Source organism: Actinomycetota bacterium (assembly GCA_036280995.1).
Lineage (GTDB): Bacteria > Actinomycetota > CALGFH01 > CALGFH01 > CALGFH01 > CALGFH01.
The window spans coordinates 1-14,829 of record DASUPQ010000241.1 but is presented as its reverse complement, the minus strand read 5'-3'; the positions used below and the strand labels follow the sequence as shown (position 1 = coordinate 14,829).

The 14,829-nt window shown below is 75.5% G+C and carries 15 protein-coding genes; 5 read left to right on the top strand and 10 right to left on the bottom strand.

Going from position 1 to position 14,829, the window contains the following annotated elements; all coding sequences use genetic code 11:
- From VF468_07920 to VF468_07910, 3 genes are all read left to right on the top strand, one after another.
- On the top strand, positions 1-1,199 hold a 1,199-nt coding region (locus VF468_07920; protein ID HEX5878232.1), incomplete at its 5' end, for a M20/M25/M40 family metallo-hydrolase.
- Complete coding sequence (locus tag VF468_07915) at positions 1,196-2,302, top strand: C45 family peptidase (protein ID HEX5878231.1); 1,107 nt, start codon at positions 1,196-1,198, stop codon at positions 2,300-2,302. The genes VF468_07920 and VF468_07915, both read left to right, overlap by 4 nt.
- On the top strand, positions 2,292-3,161 hold the full coding sequence (locus tag VF468_07910) for a creatininase family protein (protein ID HEX5878230.1): 870 nt from the start codon (positions 2,292-2,294) through the stop codon (positions 3,159-3,161). Before VF468_07915 ends, VF468_07910 begins: the two co-directional genes overlap by 11 nt.
- Here VF468_07910 and VF468_07905 read toward each other — a convergent pair.
- A complete protein-coding gene (locus VF468_07905; GenBank protein ID HEX5878229.1) occupies positions 3,142-4,038 on the bottom strand; it encodes a polysaccharide deacetylase family protein in 897 nt (298 codons plus the stop codon). The genes VF468_07910 and VF468_07905 overlap by 20 nt on opposite strands.
- Positions 4,039-4,173: 135 nt before the next feature.
- On the bottom strand, positions 4,174-5,190 hold the full coding sequence (locus VF468_07900) for a hypothetical protein (protein HEX5878228.1): 1,017 nt from the start codon (positions 5,188-5,190) through the stop codon (positions 4,174-4,176).
- 153 nt (positions 5,191-5,343) lie between these two features.
- Here VF468_07900 and VF468_07895 point away from each other — a divergent pair, with 153 nt between their 5' ends.
- Positions 5,344-6,303 carry an LD-carboxypeptidase gene (locus VF468_07895; protein HEX5878227.1) on the top strand — a complete coding sequence of 320 codons (960 nt, stop codon included), beginning with the start codon at positions 5,344-5,346 and terminating at the stop codon, positions 6,301-6,303.
- A 6-nt stretch (positions 6,304-6,309) separates the two neighbouring features.
- Here the strand turns inward: VF468_07895 and VF468_07890 are convergent, their stop codons facing one another.
- The 5 genes from VF468_07890 to VF468_07870 are packed head-to-tail and all read right to left on the bottom strand — an operon-like array spanning position 6,310 to position 11,386.
- Complete coding sequence (locus VF468_07890) at positions 6,310-7,953, bottom strand: amidohydrolase (protein HEX5878226.1); 1,644 nt, start codon at positions 7,951-7,953, stop codon at positions 6,310-6,312.
- The gene (locus VF468_07885) at positions 7,950-8,885 is read right to left on the bottom strand and encodes a hypothetical protein (protein HEX5878225.1); all 936 of its coding nucleotides are present in this window, start codon (positions 8,883-8,885) and stop codon (positions 7,950-7,952) included. Before VF468_07885 ends, VF468_07890 begins: the two co-directional genes overlap by 4 nt.
- Positions 8,872-9,345 (bottom strand): hypothetical protein, encoded by a 474-nt coding sequence (locus tag VF468_07880; GenBank protein HEX5878224.1) that lies wholly within the window; start codon positions 9,343-9,345, stop codon positions 8,872-8,874. Before VF468_07880 ends, VF468_07885 begins: the two co-directional genes overlap by 14 nt.
- 56 nt (positions 9,346-9,401) lie before the next feature.
- Positions 9,402-10,361 carry a threonine/serine dehydratase gene (locus tag VF468_07875; GenBank protein ID HEX5878223.1) on the bottom strand — a complete coding sequence of 320 codons (960 nt, stop codon included), beginning with the start codon at positions 10,359-10,361 and terminating at the stop codon, positions 9,402-9,404.
- The gene (locus tag VF468_07870) at positions 10,358-11,386 is read right to left on the bottom strand and encodes a GntG family PLP-dependent aldolase (GenBank protein ID HEX5878222.1); all 1,029 of its coding nucleotides are present in this window, start codon (positions 11,384-11,386) and stop codon (positions 10,358-10,360) included. Before VF468_07870 ends, VF468_07875 begins: the two co-directional genes overlap by 4 nt.
- Positions 11,387-11,458: 72 nt before the next feature.
- On the opposite strand from VF468_07870, the gene VF468_07865 reads away from it, so the two are divergent.
- Complete coding sequence (locus tag VF468_07865) at positions 11,459-12,688, top strand: TIGR00300 family protein (GenBank protein HEX5878221.1); 1,230 nt, start codon at positions 11,459-11,461, stop codon at positions 12,686-12,688.
- Here the strand turns inward: VF468_07865 and VF468_07860 are convergent.
- The 3 genes from VF468_07860 to VF468_07850 form a co-directional block, all read right to left on the bottom strand.
- Positions 12,633-13,826 carry a lipase maturation factor family protein gene (locus VF468_07860; GenBank protein ID HEX5878220.1) on the bottom strand — a complete coding sequence of 398 codons (1,194 nt, stop codon included), beginning with the start codon at positions 13,824-13,826 and terminating at the stop codon, positions 12,633-12,635. The two genes, VF468_07865 and VF468_07860, sit on opposite strands and share 56 nt — an antisense overlap.
- A gap of 257 nt (positions 13,827-14,083) precedes the next feature.
- Entirely contained in the window at positions 14,084-14,437 is a 354-nt protein-coding gene (locus VF468_07855) for a hypothetical protein (GenBank protein HEX5878219.1), read from the bottom strand.
- Positions 14,434-14,829, bottom strand: a 396-nt coding sequence (locus VF468_07850) for a GTPase (GenBank protein ID HEX5878218.1), incomplete at its 5' end; no start/stop codon positions are given. The genes VF468_07850 and VF468_07855, both read right to left, overlap by 4 nt.

Below are 14,829 nucleotides of genomic sequence, written 5' to 3'. Positions count from 1 at the left end.
CCGGCCACCCGCTGGTCCTTGGCGAGCTGCCCGGCCCGGCGGGCGCGCCCCGGCTGCTGCGCTACGGGATGTACGACGTGCAGCCGGCCCAGGAGCCGGAGTGGACCTCGCCGCCGTTCGCGGCCGAGGTCCGCGACCTCCCCGGCGTCGGCCCGGCGGTGGTGGCCAGGGGCAGCGCCAACTCCAAGAGCTGCCTGGCCTGCTTCTTCCTGGCCGTCGAGGTCCTGCGCGAGCTGGACGCCATGCCGCTGACCGTCGTCCTGATGATCGAGGGCGAGGAGGAGCTGGGCAGCCCCAACCTGGCCGCCGCCGTCCAGGCCAGGTCGGGCGACCTGACCGCCGAGGGCGCCTTCGACCTCGACCTGACCGCCGGCCTGGACGGCCAGCCGGAGCTGATCCTCGGCTGCAAGGGCCTGTGCGACCTGGAGCTGGTCGCCGAGGCCGGCGACTGGGGCGGCCCCGCCATCGACCTCCACTCCAGCGAGCAGGCCTGGATCGCCTCGCCGGTGTGGGCCCTGGTCCAGGCCCTGGCCACCCTGACCGGCCCGGACGAGGAGATCCGGGTGGCCGGCCTCGACGGCGGCCCCGGGCCCGGCGACGGCGATCGGCGGCTGCTGGCCGAGCTGGCCGCCGGCTTCGACCCGGCCGCGCACCTGCGCGAGGCCAACGCCGCCCGCTACCGGCTTCCCGGCGGGCCGGCCGAGCTGCTGGAGGCGCTGCTGTTCCGGCCGACCATGAACATCTCCGGGATCGCCGCCGGCTACGTCGGCCCCGGCGGCAAGACGATCGTGCCCAGCCGGGCCGAGGCCAGGGTCGACATCCGCCTGGTCGGGGGCGACCCGGAGGCGGCCGCGGCCGCCGTCCGCCGCCACCTCGACGAGCACGGGTTCGGCCACGTCCAGGTGCGCCTGCTCGACGCCTACCCGTGGGCCAAGGCGCCGCCCGGCAACCGCTCCGAGCTGGCCATGCGGGCCTCGTACGCGGCCATGGGCCGGTCAACGCTGCCGTACCCGCTGGCGCCGTGGTGCGCGCCCTACTTCGTGTTCGACCGCGTCCTCGGCCTGCCCTGGGCGTCGGGCGGGGTCGGGCACGCCGCCGGCGCCCACGGGCCCGACGAGTACGCCACCCTGGCCGGGCTGGAAGAGCACGTCGTCGGCGCCGCCGCCTTCCTGCTCGCCTACGCGGACCTGCCGAGATGAGCCCGGTGCGGGTGGTGGTGGCCCGGGGCGACCCGCTGGAGCGGGGCCGCACCGTCGGCTACGAGCTGGCCGACCTGATCCGCGGCTCGCTGGAGTTCTACTGGCGCTACCTGGTCCGCCGCGGGGTCCGGGCCGGCGAGCTGGCCGGGCTGCTCGCCCCGTATCTGGCCGCGGCCGAGCGGGAGCTGCCCGACCTGGTCGAGCTGGTCACCGGGATGGCCGAGGGGTCCGGGGTGTCGTTCTGGGAGCTGTTCTGCGTCAACGCCTTCGAGGAGCTGGAGCCGCTGCTGGAGGAGCGCAGCGGCCGGACGCTCGGCCAGATCACCGGCGCCGGCGGGCCGGCCGGGACGGGCGGCGCGCCCCGGGAGCGCTGCTCGACGGTGACCATCTCCGGGCCCGGGTACACCCTGCTCGGGCACAACGAGCAGTGGCTGGCCGGGGACGTCGGGCACGTGGCCGTGGTCGTCGAGCTGCCCGACGACGGCCCGGCCCTGGTCTCCCCCACCCTGGCCTGCTGCCTGCCCGCCGTCGGCATGAACGAGTACCGGGTCGCCCAGGGCATCCAGTCGCTGGTCGCCAACGACGACGGCGTCGGCATCCCGCGGGTGCTGGTGTCGCGGCACGCCCTGGTCGCCTCCTCCCCCGCCGACGCCCTGCGCCGGGCCACCCTGCCCGGCCGGGCCGGCGGCTACGGGCACAGCTTCGCCTTCGGCAGCGGCAGCGCCATGAGCATCGAGACCAGCGCCACCCGGTTCGCCGTCAACGGCCTGCCCGGCAGCCACACCAACCACTACACCGACCCGGAGCTGGCCGAGCGGGCCCCGCCGCCGAGCCCGGGCAGCCAGGCCCGCCTGGCCCGGCTCCAGGCCCTGGTCGAGGAGCGGTCGCCGGCCACCCCGGCCGCCATCGGCGAGATCCTGGCCGACCACGGCGGCGACGGGCCCCAGACGATCTGCGAGCACGGCAGCGAGGACCCGGCCGACGAGGCGTCGGCGATCGTCTTCTCGATGATCTGCGACCTGGACCTCGGACGGATGTGGGTGGCGCCGGGCAGCCCTTGCGTCACCGCCTATGAGGAGGTGGACCTGGCCGGTGTGGTCTGAGACAGGCCCGTTGCGCTACGAGCGCCTGACCTGGCCGGAGGTGCGGCGGGCGGCCGGCGAGGAGCGGGTCGCCCTGGTCCCGGTGGCCACCCTGGAGGACCACGGACCTCACCTGCCGGTCGACACCGATCTGCGGATCGTGTCCGAGATCTGCGAGCGGGCCGCGGTCGCGGCCGCCGACCGGGTGGTGCTGCTGCCGGCCATCCCCCACGGCTACGACCCCCACCACATGGACTTCCCGGGGGCCATCACCATCGGCTGGGACACCTTCGTCCGCTACTGCACCGACGTCGGGCGGTCCCTGGCCCACCACGGCTTCCGGCGGATGCTGTTCCTCAACGGCCACGGCTCCAACCAGAACCTGGTCGAGACGGCGGCCCGCCTGGTCATGGTCGACCGGCCCGAGGTCCTGGCCGCGGCCGCCTTCTACCTGGCCAGCCCGGCGGCGTTCGAGGTCATCGGCCGGGTGCGGTCCTCGACCCGGGGCGGGATGGCCCACGCCTGCGAGCTGGAGACCTCGATCTATTTGGCCATCGACCCGGACGCGGTGGCCATGGAGCTGGCCGTCGACGAGCGCTCCTACCCCGAGGGCGAGCACGCCTGGCTGGACTGGGCGGACGGGCCGCTGAAGCTGATGCCGTGGTGGTCGTCGTTCAGCCGCTCCGGGGTCCAGGGCGACGCCACCCTGGGCACGGCCGACAAGGGCAAGGCCCTGCTGGAGGCCGCGGTCGACGAGTGCGTGGCCTACGTGGACGAGCTGCTGGCCAAGCCCCTGCCGGCTCGGCGCCGTCCGGCTGCTGGAGACGAGCCATTCCCCGAGCGGCGGCCCCCGACCGGCGTCAGCGGCACAGGGGGCTGAACCGGAACCCAGCGGCCGACAGCGAGGCGAGCACCTGCTGGAGCGCGGCCACGGTCTGGCTGCGGTCGCCGCCGCCGTCGTGCAGGAGGACCACGTCGCCGGAGCGCACCCGGCCGAGGATCCGGTCGGCGATCACCCCGGCGCCCGGGCGGCGCCAGTCGCCGGAGTCGACGTCCCACATGACCAGGCGCAGCCCCAGGGCGCGGGCCCGCTCCGCGATGGTCGCGTCGACCGTGGCGTACGGGGGGCGCAGGCAGCGCACCGGGGCTCCGGTGACCCGGTGGACGGCCGCGCTGGTCGCGCCCACCTCGGCCTCCAGCGCGCCCCCACCGAGGCGGGTCAGCCGGCGGTGGGTCCAGGTGTGGTTGCCGACCCCGTGCCCGGCGGCGTACGCCTGGCGGACCAGCTCCGGGTGGGCGGCGGCGTTGCCGCCGACGACGAAGAAGGTGGCCTGCGCCCGGTAACGGGCCAGCAGCTCGAGCACCCGCGGGGTCCAGGCGGGGGTCGGCCCGTCGTCGAAGGTCAGGTACACCACGCCCGCCGCCCCCGGGCCCGGGGCCGGGGCCGGCGCCGCGGCGGCCTGCCCACCCGAGGGGCCGAGCAGCTTCGGCCAGGTCAGCGGGCCCACCTTCCCGGTGACGCGGATGCCGTTGGCGGCCTGGAAGCGCCGGACCTGGCGCGCCGTCACGGTCCCGTAGTAGCCGGTCACGGGCACCGGGTAGGCGTGGCCGTTCAGCAGCGACTGGACCCGGCGCACGGCCGCCCCGCGGCTCCCGACGCCGAGGACGGGCCGGGCGGCCGGGGCGGGCCGGGCGGCCGGGGCCGCGACCGCCGCCCGCGGTGCCGGCGGGGCCGACGCGCCCGGCGCGAGCAGCATGGCCAGGAGCAACCACAGGGCGAGCCGGCGAGCCTTGATACGACCACCTCCGCGCCCGCGAGGGACCCCGCGGGGTGGGTGGGGCAAGGGCCGGATGGTTCTACCACGCGATGCGGAAAAACCGTGGGATTTCCGCTATTGGTAGTTGATCACCCGAGGGACCGGCTTCAGCCGCAGGACCTCGCGGGGACGCATGAGATTGACGTCGTTCTCGTAGAAGAGCTTCAGGCCGGGGTGGAAGCGCCGGTCGCGGGTGTAGGACCGGTAGTCCTCGAGCTTGGCCGAGCGGACCCCGAAGCCGTCGGCGTTCCAGGTCATGGCCAGGCCGGGACGGATGGCGATCATGGCCTTGTCGCTGATCATGCTGTCCCGGAACTGGTGGATCATGAACAGCTTCTGGGGCAGCCGGTGGCGCTTCACGATCCCGGCGACAAAGGCCGAGGCGCGGTTGATGGCGGCGGCGTCGGTGCGGCCGAGCTGCTTGCCCGGCACCTGGCCGGGGCCCATGGCGAACTCCGGGTCGAGGGCGACGCCGACGTCGGGCTGGCGCAGGTACGGCTCCCAGTGGCGCAGCGAGCTGACGAAGTCGTCCCGGCCCGGCTGCACGTCCAGGACCAGCACCCCGTCGATCTTGCGGACCGCCTTCAGGAACGACCGGACGATCGCGTCCTTCTGGTGGGTCCGGTACAGGCCGCTCGGGGTCGGGAACGGGTGGGCCACGGTGGCGATCAGCTCGAACATCGGCATCACCGGATGGCCGGGGGTGGCGTACGGGCGGGCCACCTTGAGCAGGCGCTGGGCGACCACGTCGGGCGGGCCGGCCCCGAGCACGTCCAGGTTCTGCATGCCGTAGAACCCGACCACCCGGTAGCGGGGGAACAGCGTCCGGCCGCCGCGGGGCAGCTCCGGCGGGGGCGGGAGGGTGGTGGTCGTGGCCACCGGCAGCGAGGTGTCGGGCACGGCCGCCGGGCCGGCCGCCGCCGGTGCCGGGTCGCCGCCGGACCCCGGGCCGGCGCCGGGACCGCGGTCGGGCCCGAACCCGGCGGCGGCCGCGGTCGCCGACCCGGCCAGCACCAGGCCGGTGGCGGCGATCAGCCAGCGCCGCCCGGCCCTGCCGGCCCGGTGGTGCCGCTGCGCCGCTCTCCCGTCCATCCGGACCCGCTCCGTCCTCCGATGCTCCCGGTCCAGCTGCGGACCCTATCCAGCTGCGGACCCTATCGGGGAACCGCTCACGCGGGCCAATTCGGGACTTGCCGGCCATCGTCGCGCCGGCCCGGGTCCGGCCGCTGTGGCACGATGCCCCCGGTGATCGAGGCGACCAGGTTCGGCCGGACGCTGCCCCAGGGTGGCTGCATCGGGGTGCCCGCGCCGGCCAGCCCGTTCGAGAACCGGTCCGACCTGCTGCGCGGGGTCGAGTGGTGGCAGGCCCGCGGCTACCGGGTGAAGCTGGCCGGCGGCATCGAGGCCCGCGACGCGTATGTCGCCGGCGACGCCAAGGCCCGGGCCCGCGACCTGGAGGCGATGTTCGCCGACCCCGAGGTCGACGTCGTCCAGTGCCTGACCGGCGGGTTCGGGTCGATGCAGCTGGTCCCCCACCTCGACTTCGAGCTGATCGCCGACCACCCCAAGGCCTTCTGTGGCTACTCCGACATCACCGCCCTGCACGTCGCCCTGCGCCAGCGGGCCGGGCTGGCCACCCTCTATGGCCCGCACCTGATGACGATGGGCTGGACCGAGGCCAGCGACTTCACCCGCGACCGGCTGCAGGCGGTGCTGCATGGCGGCGGGGCCGGCCTGCTGCCGCCCGACCCTGACGACCCGTACGTCCGCCCGCTGCGCGGCGGCCGGGCCAGCGGGCCGCTGGCCGGCGGCGACCTGTGGCTGCTGCTCCAGACCATGGGAACGCCCTGGGAGATCGAGCTGGAGGGGGCCATCCTGTTCTTCGAGGAGGTCGACGCGCCGCCCTGGTACATCGACGGGATGCTCACCCAGCTCGGGCAGGCCGGCAAGCTGGCCGGCGTCGCCGGGGTGGTGGTCGGCGACCTGGAGCGGTGCGAGTGGAGCGAGCAGCGCCCGGAGTGGCCCCGGACCAAGTCGCTGGAGCAGGTCCTGGAGGAGCACCTGGAGCCGCTCGGGGTCCCGGTGCTGTACAAGCTCCCCGTCGGCCACGCCAAGCACCTGGCCACCCTCCCTCTCGGGGTGGCGGCCACCCTCGACGGGGATGCTCGGACGTTGACGATCGACCAGCCGGCCCTGCGCCCCTGACCGCCCTCAGCCCAGGTCCAGGGAGGGGTCGGCGTGGACCGGCTCCCCCTCGACCAGGGTGACCACGACGCGGGCGTCGCCGATGGGGCCGGCGGCCTCGTCGAACGGGTCGCGGTCCAGGACGGCCAGGTCGGCCAGCTTGCCGGGGGTGACCGAGCCGGTGTCGGCCTCCAGGCGCAGGGCGTAGGCGGAGCCGCTGGTGAAGGCGTCGAGGGCGGCGGGCAGGTCGACCCGCTCGGCGGGCAGGAACGGCTCGCCGTCGCGGTCGTCGGGGGCGACCCGGCGCACCGCGACCTCGATCTCCTCCAGAGGGTTGGCGGTCGACACCGTCCAGTCGCTGCCGAAGGCCAGCACCGCCCCGGCCCGGCGCAGGCTCGCCCACGGGTACTGCCAGCCGGCCCGCTCGGGGTCCAGGAACGGCAGGGTCAGGTCGCGCATGTAGCCGTCGAAGCACGACCAGAACGGCTGGGCGTTGGCGACCACGCCGAGGCGGCGGAAGCGGGGGCGGTCGTCGGGGTGGACGAACTGGAGGTGGGCGATCTGGTGGCGGGCGTCGCGGCGGCCGTTGGCGGCGGCCGCCGCCTGGAAGGCGTCAAGGGTGTCGCGGACGGCCCGGTCGCCGATGGCGTGGACGTGGACGTCGAAGCCCTCAGCGTCCAGGGCGGTGACCACCAGGGCCAGCTCCTCGGCGCCGAGCATGCCGATGCCGAGGTTGCCGGTGGGGTGGCCGTCGCCGTCCAGGTAGGGGTCGAGCATGGCGGCGGTGCGGTTCTCGAACACCCCGTCGGCGAAGATCTTGACCGCGCTGGCCCGCAGCCGGCCGGCGGTGCCGCGCTCGCGTCGCTCGACCAGGGCGGCCAGCTGGTCCTGGCCGTCCTCGGGCATCCAGCGCAGGGCGGCCACGGCCCGGCCGGTGAGCCGCCCCCGCTCGGCCACCGCCCGGTAGGCGGCCAGCATCGGCGGCTCGACGGCGGCGTCCTGCCAGGCGGTGATCCCCAGGCGGTGCAGGTGGGCCTGGCCGCGCTCGACGGCGGCCTCCCACTCGGCCTGGTCGGGCTCGGGGGCGAGGTCGCCGACCAGGTCCTTGGCCGCCTCGTGGAGGGCGCCGGTGGGCTCGCCGGCGGCGTCGCGCTCGATCCGGCCCCGCGGCGGGTCCGGGGTGGCGCGGGTGATGCCGGCCAGCTCCAGGGCCCGGCGGTTGACCCAGGCGCTGTGGCCGTCGGTCGACTCCAGCAGCACCGGCCGGTCGGCCACGACCGCGTCCAGGGCGGCCGCGCGCGGGCCTTCGGTGCCGAAGGCGTCCATGACCCAGCCGCTGCCGAGGACCCAGCCGACGCCGGGGTGGTCGGCCGCGTAGCCGGCCACCACCGCCGCGTAGGCCTCCGGCTCGACCCCGTGCAGGTCGCACTGGGCCAGCTCCAGGCCGCCGGCGGCGGTGTGGACGTGGGCGTCGGCGAACCCGGGCAGGACCAGGCCGCCGTCCAGCCGCAGCACCCTGGTGGCGGGCCCGCGCAGGGCCCCGACCTCGGCCTCAGGGCCCACGGCGGCGACCCGGCCGGCCCGGACGGCCACGGCGTCGGCCCAGGGGCGGGCCGGGTCGGCGGTGTAGACCGGCGCCCCCACGATGATGAGATCGGCCTCGGGGTTCATGGTTGCTCCTCGATGGGGACGGGACGAGGGAAGAGGCGGTCGGCCAGGGCCGGCCAGTCGACCATCACGACCAGCACGGTGGCGGCCATGACCGAGTAGTCCAGGTGCATGGCCAGCCCGATGCCGGCGTGCATGGCGACCACGGCGGGCACGAACAGCCAGGCCAGCCGGGGCCGCCACAGCACCAGCGGGAAGCCGAGCTCCACGGCCAGGGTGGCCGCCGCGACCAGGTGGGCGAGCACCGGCCGGTCGGCGACGAACAGGGCGAACGGGTTGGGCTCGGGCTGGCCGTCGCTGGAGGCGTACAGCACCCAGCGGACGTTGCCGCTGGCCACCCAGGCCGGGCCGGCGTGCAGCAGCTTGGCCAGGCCGGAGAAGAAGTAGGCCCCGGCGACCACCACCATGGCCGTCCGAACCGGCCAGCCGAACGCCGGTCCCCGGCCGGCCACCGGGCGCTGGCGGGCGTCGAGCGACCAGGCCGCCCCGGCCCGCGACGGCAGCAGCGGGACCAGGCAGAGGAGCAGCAGCACGTCGTTGTGGACGACCTTGCCCAGGCTGGAGGTCATGGCCACCAGGGGCAGGGCGGCCAGCCAGGCCAGGGGCAGGGTGACCCGGGTCAGCAGCCCGACCGTGGCCAGCACGGCCGCGCCCAGGGCGAGCGCCTGGAGGATGGCCACCACCTCGGGCGACGGCATCCGGTCGAGCAGCCGCAGGAACGAGATCGGCCGGAACAGCGCCGGCGGCTGGGTGGCCAGCTCCGGGTACGGCCCGCTGGCCAGCCGGGCCGCCAGCAGCCCGCCCAGCCCGATCCGCAGGGCGGCCAGCCGCCGCGGGTCCCCGGGCGCGAACAGCCAGCCCTCGATCCTCCGGGGGACCACCCCGGCGGTCCCCCGGCCCCCCCCGGCCCGCCGCAGGGCGTCAGCCGCCGGCATCGGCGCTCCTGGGGCGGCAGGTGAAGCGGAGGGCCCGTTCCGGGGGCGCGCCCCGGTCGCCGACGCGGGCCGACACGTCGGTGACGGTCTGGTAGATGCGGAGCTCGGCGACCTCACCGCCGCGCTCGCGGACCGCCGTCGCCCAGGCCTGGCAGACGGCCGCCTGCTCGCCGGCCGGCAGCCCGGCGAAGCCCTTGAGGACCTGCACGTTGCCCTGGTAGCCGGCCGGCAGGTCGGCGAACGGGACCGGGGTCTCCCGGCCCGCCCGGTCGACCGTCACCGCCACGAACCCGGGCTGCCGGGCCTGGCGGGCGTCGGCGAACAGCCGCCAGCCGGTGAGCGGCCACGCCTCCAGCCCGACCAGCCCGCAGACCAGGAACACCGCCAGGTAGGCGCCCACGAACCAGCGCGCCCACCGGGGCGCCCGGCCGGTGTCGCCCGACGACGGGGATGGCTCCATGCCGAGCACGCTACCGCGTCGGGCCGGCTCCCAGCCGCCGCGCCCGCGGGCGCTGGTCATCGCCCCAGGCAGGCGGCCAGGGCGGCGGCGTCGACGTTGCCGCCGGTGAGGACGACCCCGACCCGGGTGCCGCGGGCGGCGCCGGTGCGCAGGGCGGCCAGGGGCAGGGCGGCGGTCGGCTCGACCAGCTGCTTGGTCCGCGACCAGCACAGGGCGAGGGCGTCGAGCAGCTCGGCGTCGGTGACGGTGACGATGTCGTCGACCAGGCGGCGGATGACCTCGAACGGCCGCTCCCCCACGCACAGGCTGCGGACGCCGTCGGCGATGGTGGCCGGGGCGGCGGGCAGGGGGATGCGCCGGCCGGCCCGCAGCGACGCCTGGGCGTCGGCGGCGGCCGCCGGCTCGACCCCGACGCCCCGGGTCGCCGGGGAACGGCCCTTGACCGCGGCGGCGGTGCCGGAGATGAGCCCGCCCCCGCCCACCGGGACCAGGACCAGGTCCAGGTCACCGACGTCGTCGAGCAGCTCGAGGGCGGCCGTGCCCTGCCCGGCCATGACGTCGTGGTCGTCGAAGGGATGGACCAGGCGCAGGCCGCGCTCGGCGGCCAGGTCGGCGGCGAAGGTCTCGCGGTTCTCGCCGGTCACGCCCGCGGTGACCACCTCGGCGCCGTAGGCCCGGGTGGCGGCCACCTTGGCCGGGTTGGACCCGGCCGGCATCACCACCACCGCCCGGCCCCCGGTCTCGGCCGCGGCCAGGGCGACCGCCTGGCCGTGGTTGCCGGAGCTGACCGCCAGGACCCCGTTCGCCCTGGTCGCCGGGTCGAGGGCGAGCAGGGCGCTGAACGCCCCCCTGGCCTTGAACGCCCCCACCCGCTGCAGGTGCTCGCCCTTCATGGCCAGCCGGCAGCCGAGCTCGCGGTCCAGCAGGCGGGAGGTCACGACCGGGGTGCGGTGGACCCGCCCGGCGATCCGGGCCGCCGCCCCCTCGACCTCGGCGAGCCCGAACGGCTCGCTCATCCGGCGGCGGCGACGACCGCCTTGGCGGCCCGCTCGCCGTCGCTGGCGCTGACCTCGTAGCTGAAGACCAGCCGCACGCGGTCGGGGTCGGTGTCGGCGGCCAGCACCCCCAGCTCCTCCAGCCGCTCCACCAGGCCGGGGCCGTCGGTGCCGAAGGGGCCGCTGTCCAGCAGGACCATGTTGGTGTCGACGGCGCCGGGGTCGACGCTGCCGGGGACGGCCGCGGCCACCGTCTCGGCCAGGGCGCGGGCGTTGGCGTGGTCGTCGGCCAGACGGTCGAGATTCTGCTCGAGGGCGACCAGGGCGGCCGCGGCCAGCACCCCGGCCTGGCGCATGGCCCCGCCGTACAGGTGGCGGACCTCGCGGGCCCGTTCGACCAGGTCGCTGGGGCCGACCACGGCCGACCCGACGGGCGCGCCAAGGCCCTTGGAGAAGCAGACCGACAGGCTGTCGAACAGGGCGCCGTAGCGCTCCAGCGGCACCCCGGAGGCGACCGAGGCGTTCCAGATGCGGGCCCCGTCGCAGTGCAGGTGCAGCCCGGCCTCGTCGGCCAGGGCCCGCAGCCCCTCCAGGACCTCCAGGGGCTGGACGGCCCCGCCGGCCCGGTTGTGGGTGTTCTCGACGGCGATGGCGCTGGTCGGGACCCCGTACCGCTCGGTCCGGACCCGGGCCCTGGCCGCGGCCACCTCCAGCATCCCGCGGGGGCCGGGGACCGGGTGGAGCTGGACGCCGGACAGCACCGGGGCGGCCGCGGACTCGTACCAGAGGATGTGGTTGTCCTCGTTGGCCAGGACCTCGGTCCCGCGCGGGGCGGCCAGGCGCAGGCAGATCTGGTTGCCCATGGTGCCAGACGGGACGTACAGGGCCGCCTCGTGGCCGAGGCGCTCGGCCACGGCCGCCTCCAGGCGATCGATGGTCGGGTCCTCACCCCAGACGTCGTCGCCGACCTCGGCGTCGGCCATGGCCCGGCGCATCGCCGGGGTGGGCCGGGTGAAGGTGTCGGAGCGGAGTTCGACGGTGGTCATCGTCCGCCAGTCTACGCGCGGGCGTGCGACAATCGTCCGTCCGCCACGACCCGCGACCCGCACCGAGGAGCCATGGCCTCCACGCCGCTGCCCCACAACGACACCCTGGAGATCCGCGGCCACATCATCGACTCCATGCTGTTCACCCGCATCCTTGACCAGGTGCTGGAGGCGCACGGCAGCTACGAGATCGAGCAGTTCGACGTCGGCCGCACCCCGGTCGACCCCTCCTACGCGCGCCTGAGGATCTACACCGACGACCCCGAGCGCCTGGAGGAGCTGGTCCAGTCGCTCATGGGCCTGGGCATGCAGCGCCTGGAGACGGGCGACGCCACCCTGGTCCCGGCCGAGATGGACGGGGTCCTGCCCGACGGCTTCTACTCCTCGACCAACCTCGAGACCGAGGTGCGGGTGGCCGGCGCCTTCGTCCGGGTGGAGAACCCGGAGATGGACTGCGCGATCGTGGTCCGCGACCGGCGGGCCCGCACCGTGCCCATGTCCGACGTGCTCAAGGGCGAGCAGGTGGTGGTGGGCAGCCAGGGCATCCGGGTCCAGCCGCTGGACCGGGGCCGCTCCGGCGAGGTCTTCGAGTTCATGTCCTCCCAGGTGTCGAGCGAGAAGCCCCAGGGGCTGATCGTCCGCCGGGTCGCCGGGGCGATGCGGGCCACCAAGGAACGCGGCGAGCGGATCCTGTGGGTCGGCGGCCCGGCGGTGGTCCACACCGGTGCCGGCCCGTCGGTGGTGCGGCTGATCGAGGCCGGCTACATGGACGTGCTGTTCGCCGGCAACGCCCTGGCCACCCACGACATCGAGGGCGCCCTGTACGGCACCTCGCTCGGGGTCAACCTGGCCGAGGGGATCGGGGTCGAGCACGGCCACGAGCACCACATCCGGGCCCTCAACACCATCCGCCGCTGCGGCTCGATCGCCAAGGCGGTCGAGCAGGGCGTGCTCACCTCCGGGATCATGCACGCCTGCGTGGTCAACGGGGTCGACTTCGTCCTCGGCGGCTCGGTCCGCGACGACGGCCCCCTCCCCGACACCGTCACCGACGTGGTCGAGGCCCAGCGCCAGATGCGTTCGCTCCTCGGTGGGGTCGGCTACGCCCTGATGGTGGCCTCCATGCTCCACTCGATCGCCACCGGCAACATCCTCCCCGCCTCGGTCCCGCTGGTCTGCGTGGACATCAACCCGGCGACCGTGACCAAGCTCGCCGACCGCGGCTCGGCCCAGGCCACCGGCGTGGTCACCGACGTCGGGCTGTTCCTGGGCGCCCTGGCCGACGAGCTGGCGCCCCGCTGAGCGGGTGGAGGCGGAGCGGCGGCAGGTACTCCCCCACCAGGTCGCGGGACCACCAGGCGCCGGTCTGGCGGCGCTCGGCCGGGGTGGTGAAGCGGTAGCGGTAGAGGCGGGCCCGGACCAGGGCCGGCGGGTGGTCGGGGAACGGGTCGGGGCGGCCGAGCAGCCTGCGGGTGGCCGGGTCGTGCTCCAGCAGCCTCATCACCAGGCGGGCCGTCCAGGGGTGGGCCGAGGGCGGCGACATGGCCGCGAACCACAGCAGCCAGTCGAGCCGCAGGTGGTAGGGGGCGATCTGGCGGGGGCGGCGGCGCGGGTCGCCCGGCTTGGCCTTGCACTGGTACTCCCGCCAGGTGGTGGCCGGGCCGGGGGCGGGGTCGTCGGTGCCCTCCAGGACGACCTCGCGGCGGACGCGGGTGATGGCGCCGAAGGCGCCGTAGGTGTTGACGAGCCGCAGCGGGTCGAAGCTGGCGTTCATCAGCTGGCGGCGGCCGAGCAGGTTGCGGGCCGGCCGGATGCTCAGCAGCGCCACCACGAGGGTCAGGGCGGCCACGGCGGCCTGCTGCCAGCCGGCCGGGTCGGCCAGGGTGGCCGGTGGGTCGACGGGCAGCACGGCCTCCAGCAGGGCGCCGTCGAGAGCGGCCGTGGCCAGCACGATGGTGATCAGGTTGAGCCAGGAGAAGTTGCCGCTGACCAGCAGCCATGCCTGGGTGACGACGATCGCCAGGGCGGCGATCCCGGCCACCGGCTGGGGGGCGAACAGCCCGAACGGCACCACCAGCTGGGTGACGTGGTTGGCCAGCACCTCGGCCCGGTGCAGCGGCCGTGGCAGGTGGTGGAAGAACCAGCTCAGCGGGCCCGGCAGGGGCTGGGTCTCGTGGTGGTAGTCGAGGCAGGTGAGGTCACGCCAGCAGCGGTCGCCGCGCAGCTTGATCAGCCCGGCCCCGAACTCGACCCGGAACAGCAGCCAGCGGTACAGCCACAGCACCAGGGTGGGTGGCGCCGTGCCCGCCGGCCCGAGCAGCACGGCCAGGAAGCCCGCCTCCAGCAGCAGCGTCTCCCAGCCGAACCCGTAGAAGGTCTGGCCGACGTTGACGATCGACAGGTACAGGGCCCACATGGCCAGCCAGACGGCCACCGACACCCAGGCCGGCCCCGCCTCGGACAGGCCGGTGACGGCGGCCGCGGCCAGCCCGGCCCCCGTCCAGGCGACCAGCAGCAGGAGCCGGTCCGAGTAGCGCAGGTGGAAGAGGCTCGGCGCCCGGCCGAAGGGGACCTCGGCCAGGAACCGGGGGGCCGGCAGCAGCCCGCGCTCCCCCAGCAGCGGGCGGAACTGGTTGGCCGTGACCAGGAAGGCGACCAGGTAGACGGCGGCCAGCCCCCGCTGCAGGAGGAGGCGGTTCAGCCAGTCGTCGGGTGACTGGAGCCAGTCCGTCGGTCGAACCTCCGGTCGTCGGCGTGCTCGACCAGGTAGTCGACGTAGCGGATGCGGAGCAGGTCGGCGACCTCGGGGTCGGCGGCCTCCTCGCGGAAGTGGGTGACCAGGTGGCCGAGCTCGCGGATGGCGTCGATGGGGTCGTAGGTGGCCCAGTCCCGGTTGGCGTCCTCGGTGGACGGCAGGTGCTTGGCCACGTCCCAGTAGAAGCCGACGTCGTGCCTGTCCTTGGCGACCTCCAGGGCCCAGTCGCGCAGGGTGGGCACGGGCTGGGCCTCCAGGAAGGCGCGGTAGTCGCCGGTCTGGGCGTCGGTGGTCATCGGGGCGGCTCCTCGGCGGGGGTGGGGGCAGGGGTGGCGCTGGCGCGGATCACGGGGTCGAGGACGGCGGCCAGGTCGGGGTGGCCCTGCTCGACCAGGTCGTAGCCGACCCGGGTGGCTGGGTGGGCGATGTCGGCGACGGCCCGAAGGTCGATCGGGGTGCCGATCACCACCGCGTCCACCGGGGCCTGGTTGATGACCGCCTCCAGCTCGCGGATCTGGGCGTCGGAGTAGCCCATGGCCGGGACCACGGCGCCGATGTGCGGGTAGCGCTCGTACACCTCGGCCAGGGAGCCGACCAGGAAGGGGCGGGGGTCGACGATCTCGGCGGCGCCGAGGCGGCGGGCGGCGACCACGCCGGCGCCGTAGCTCATCCCCCCGTGGGTCAGGGT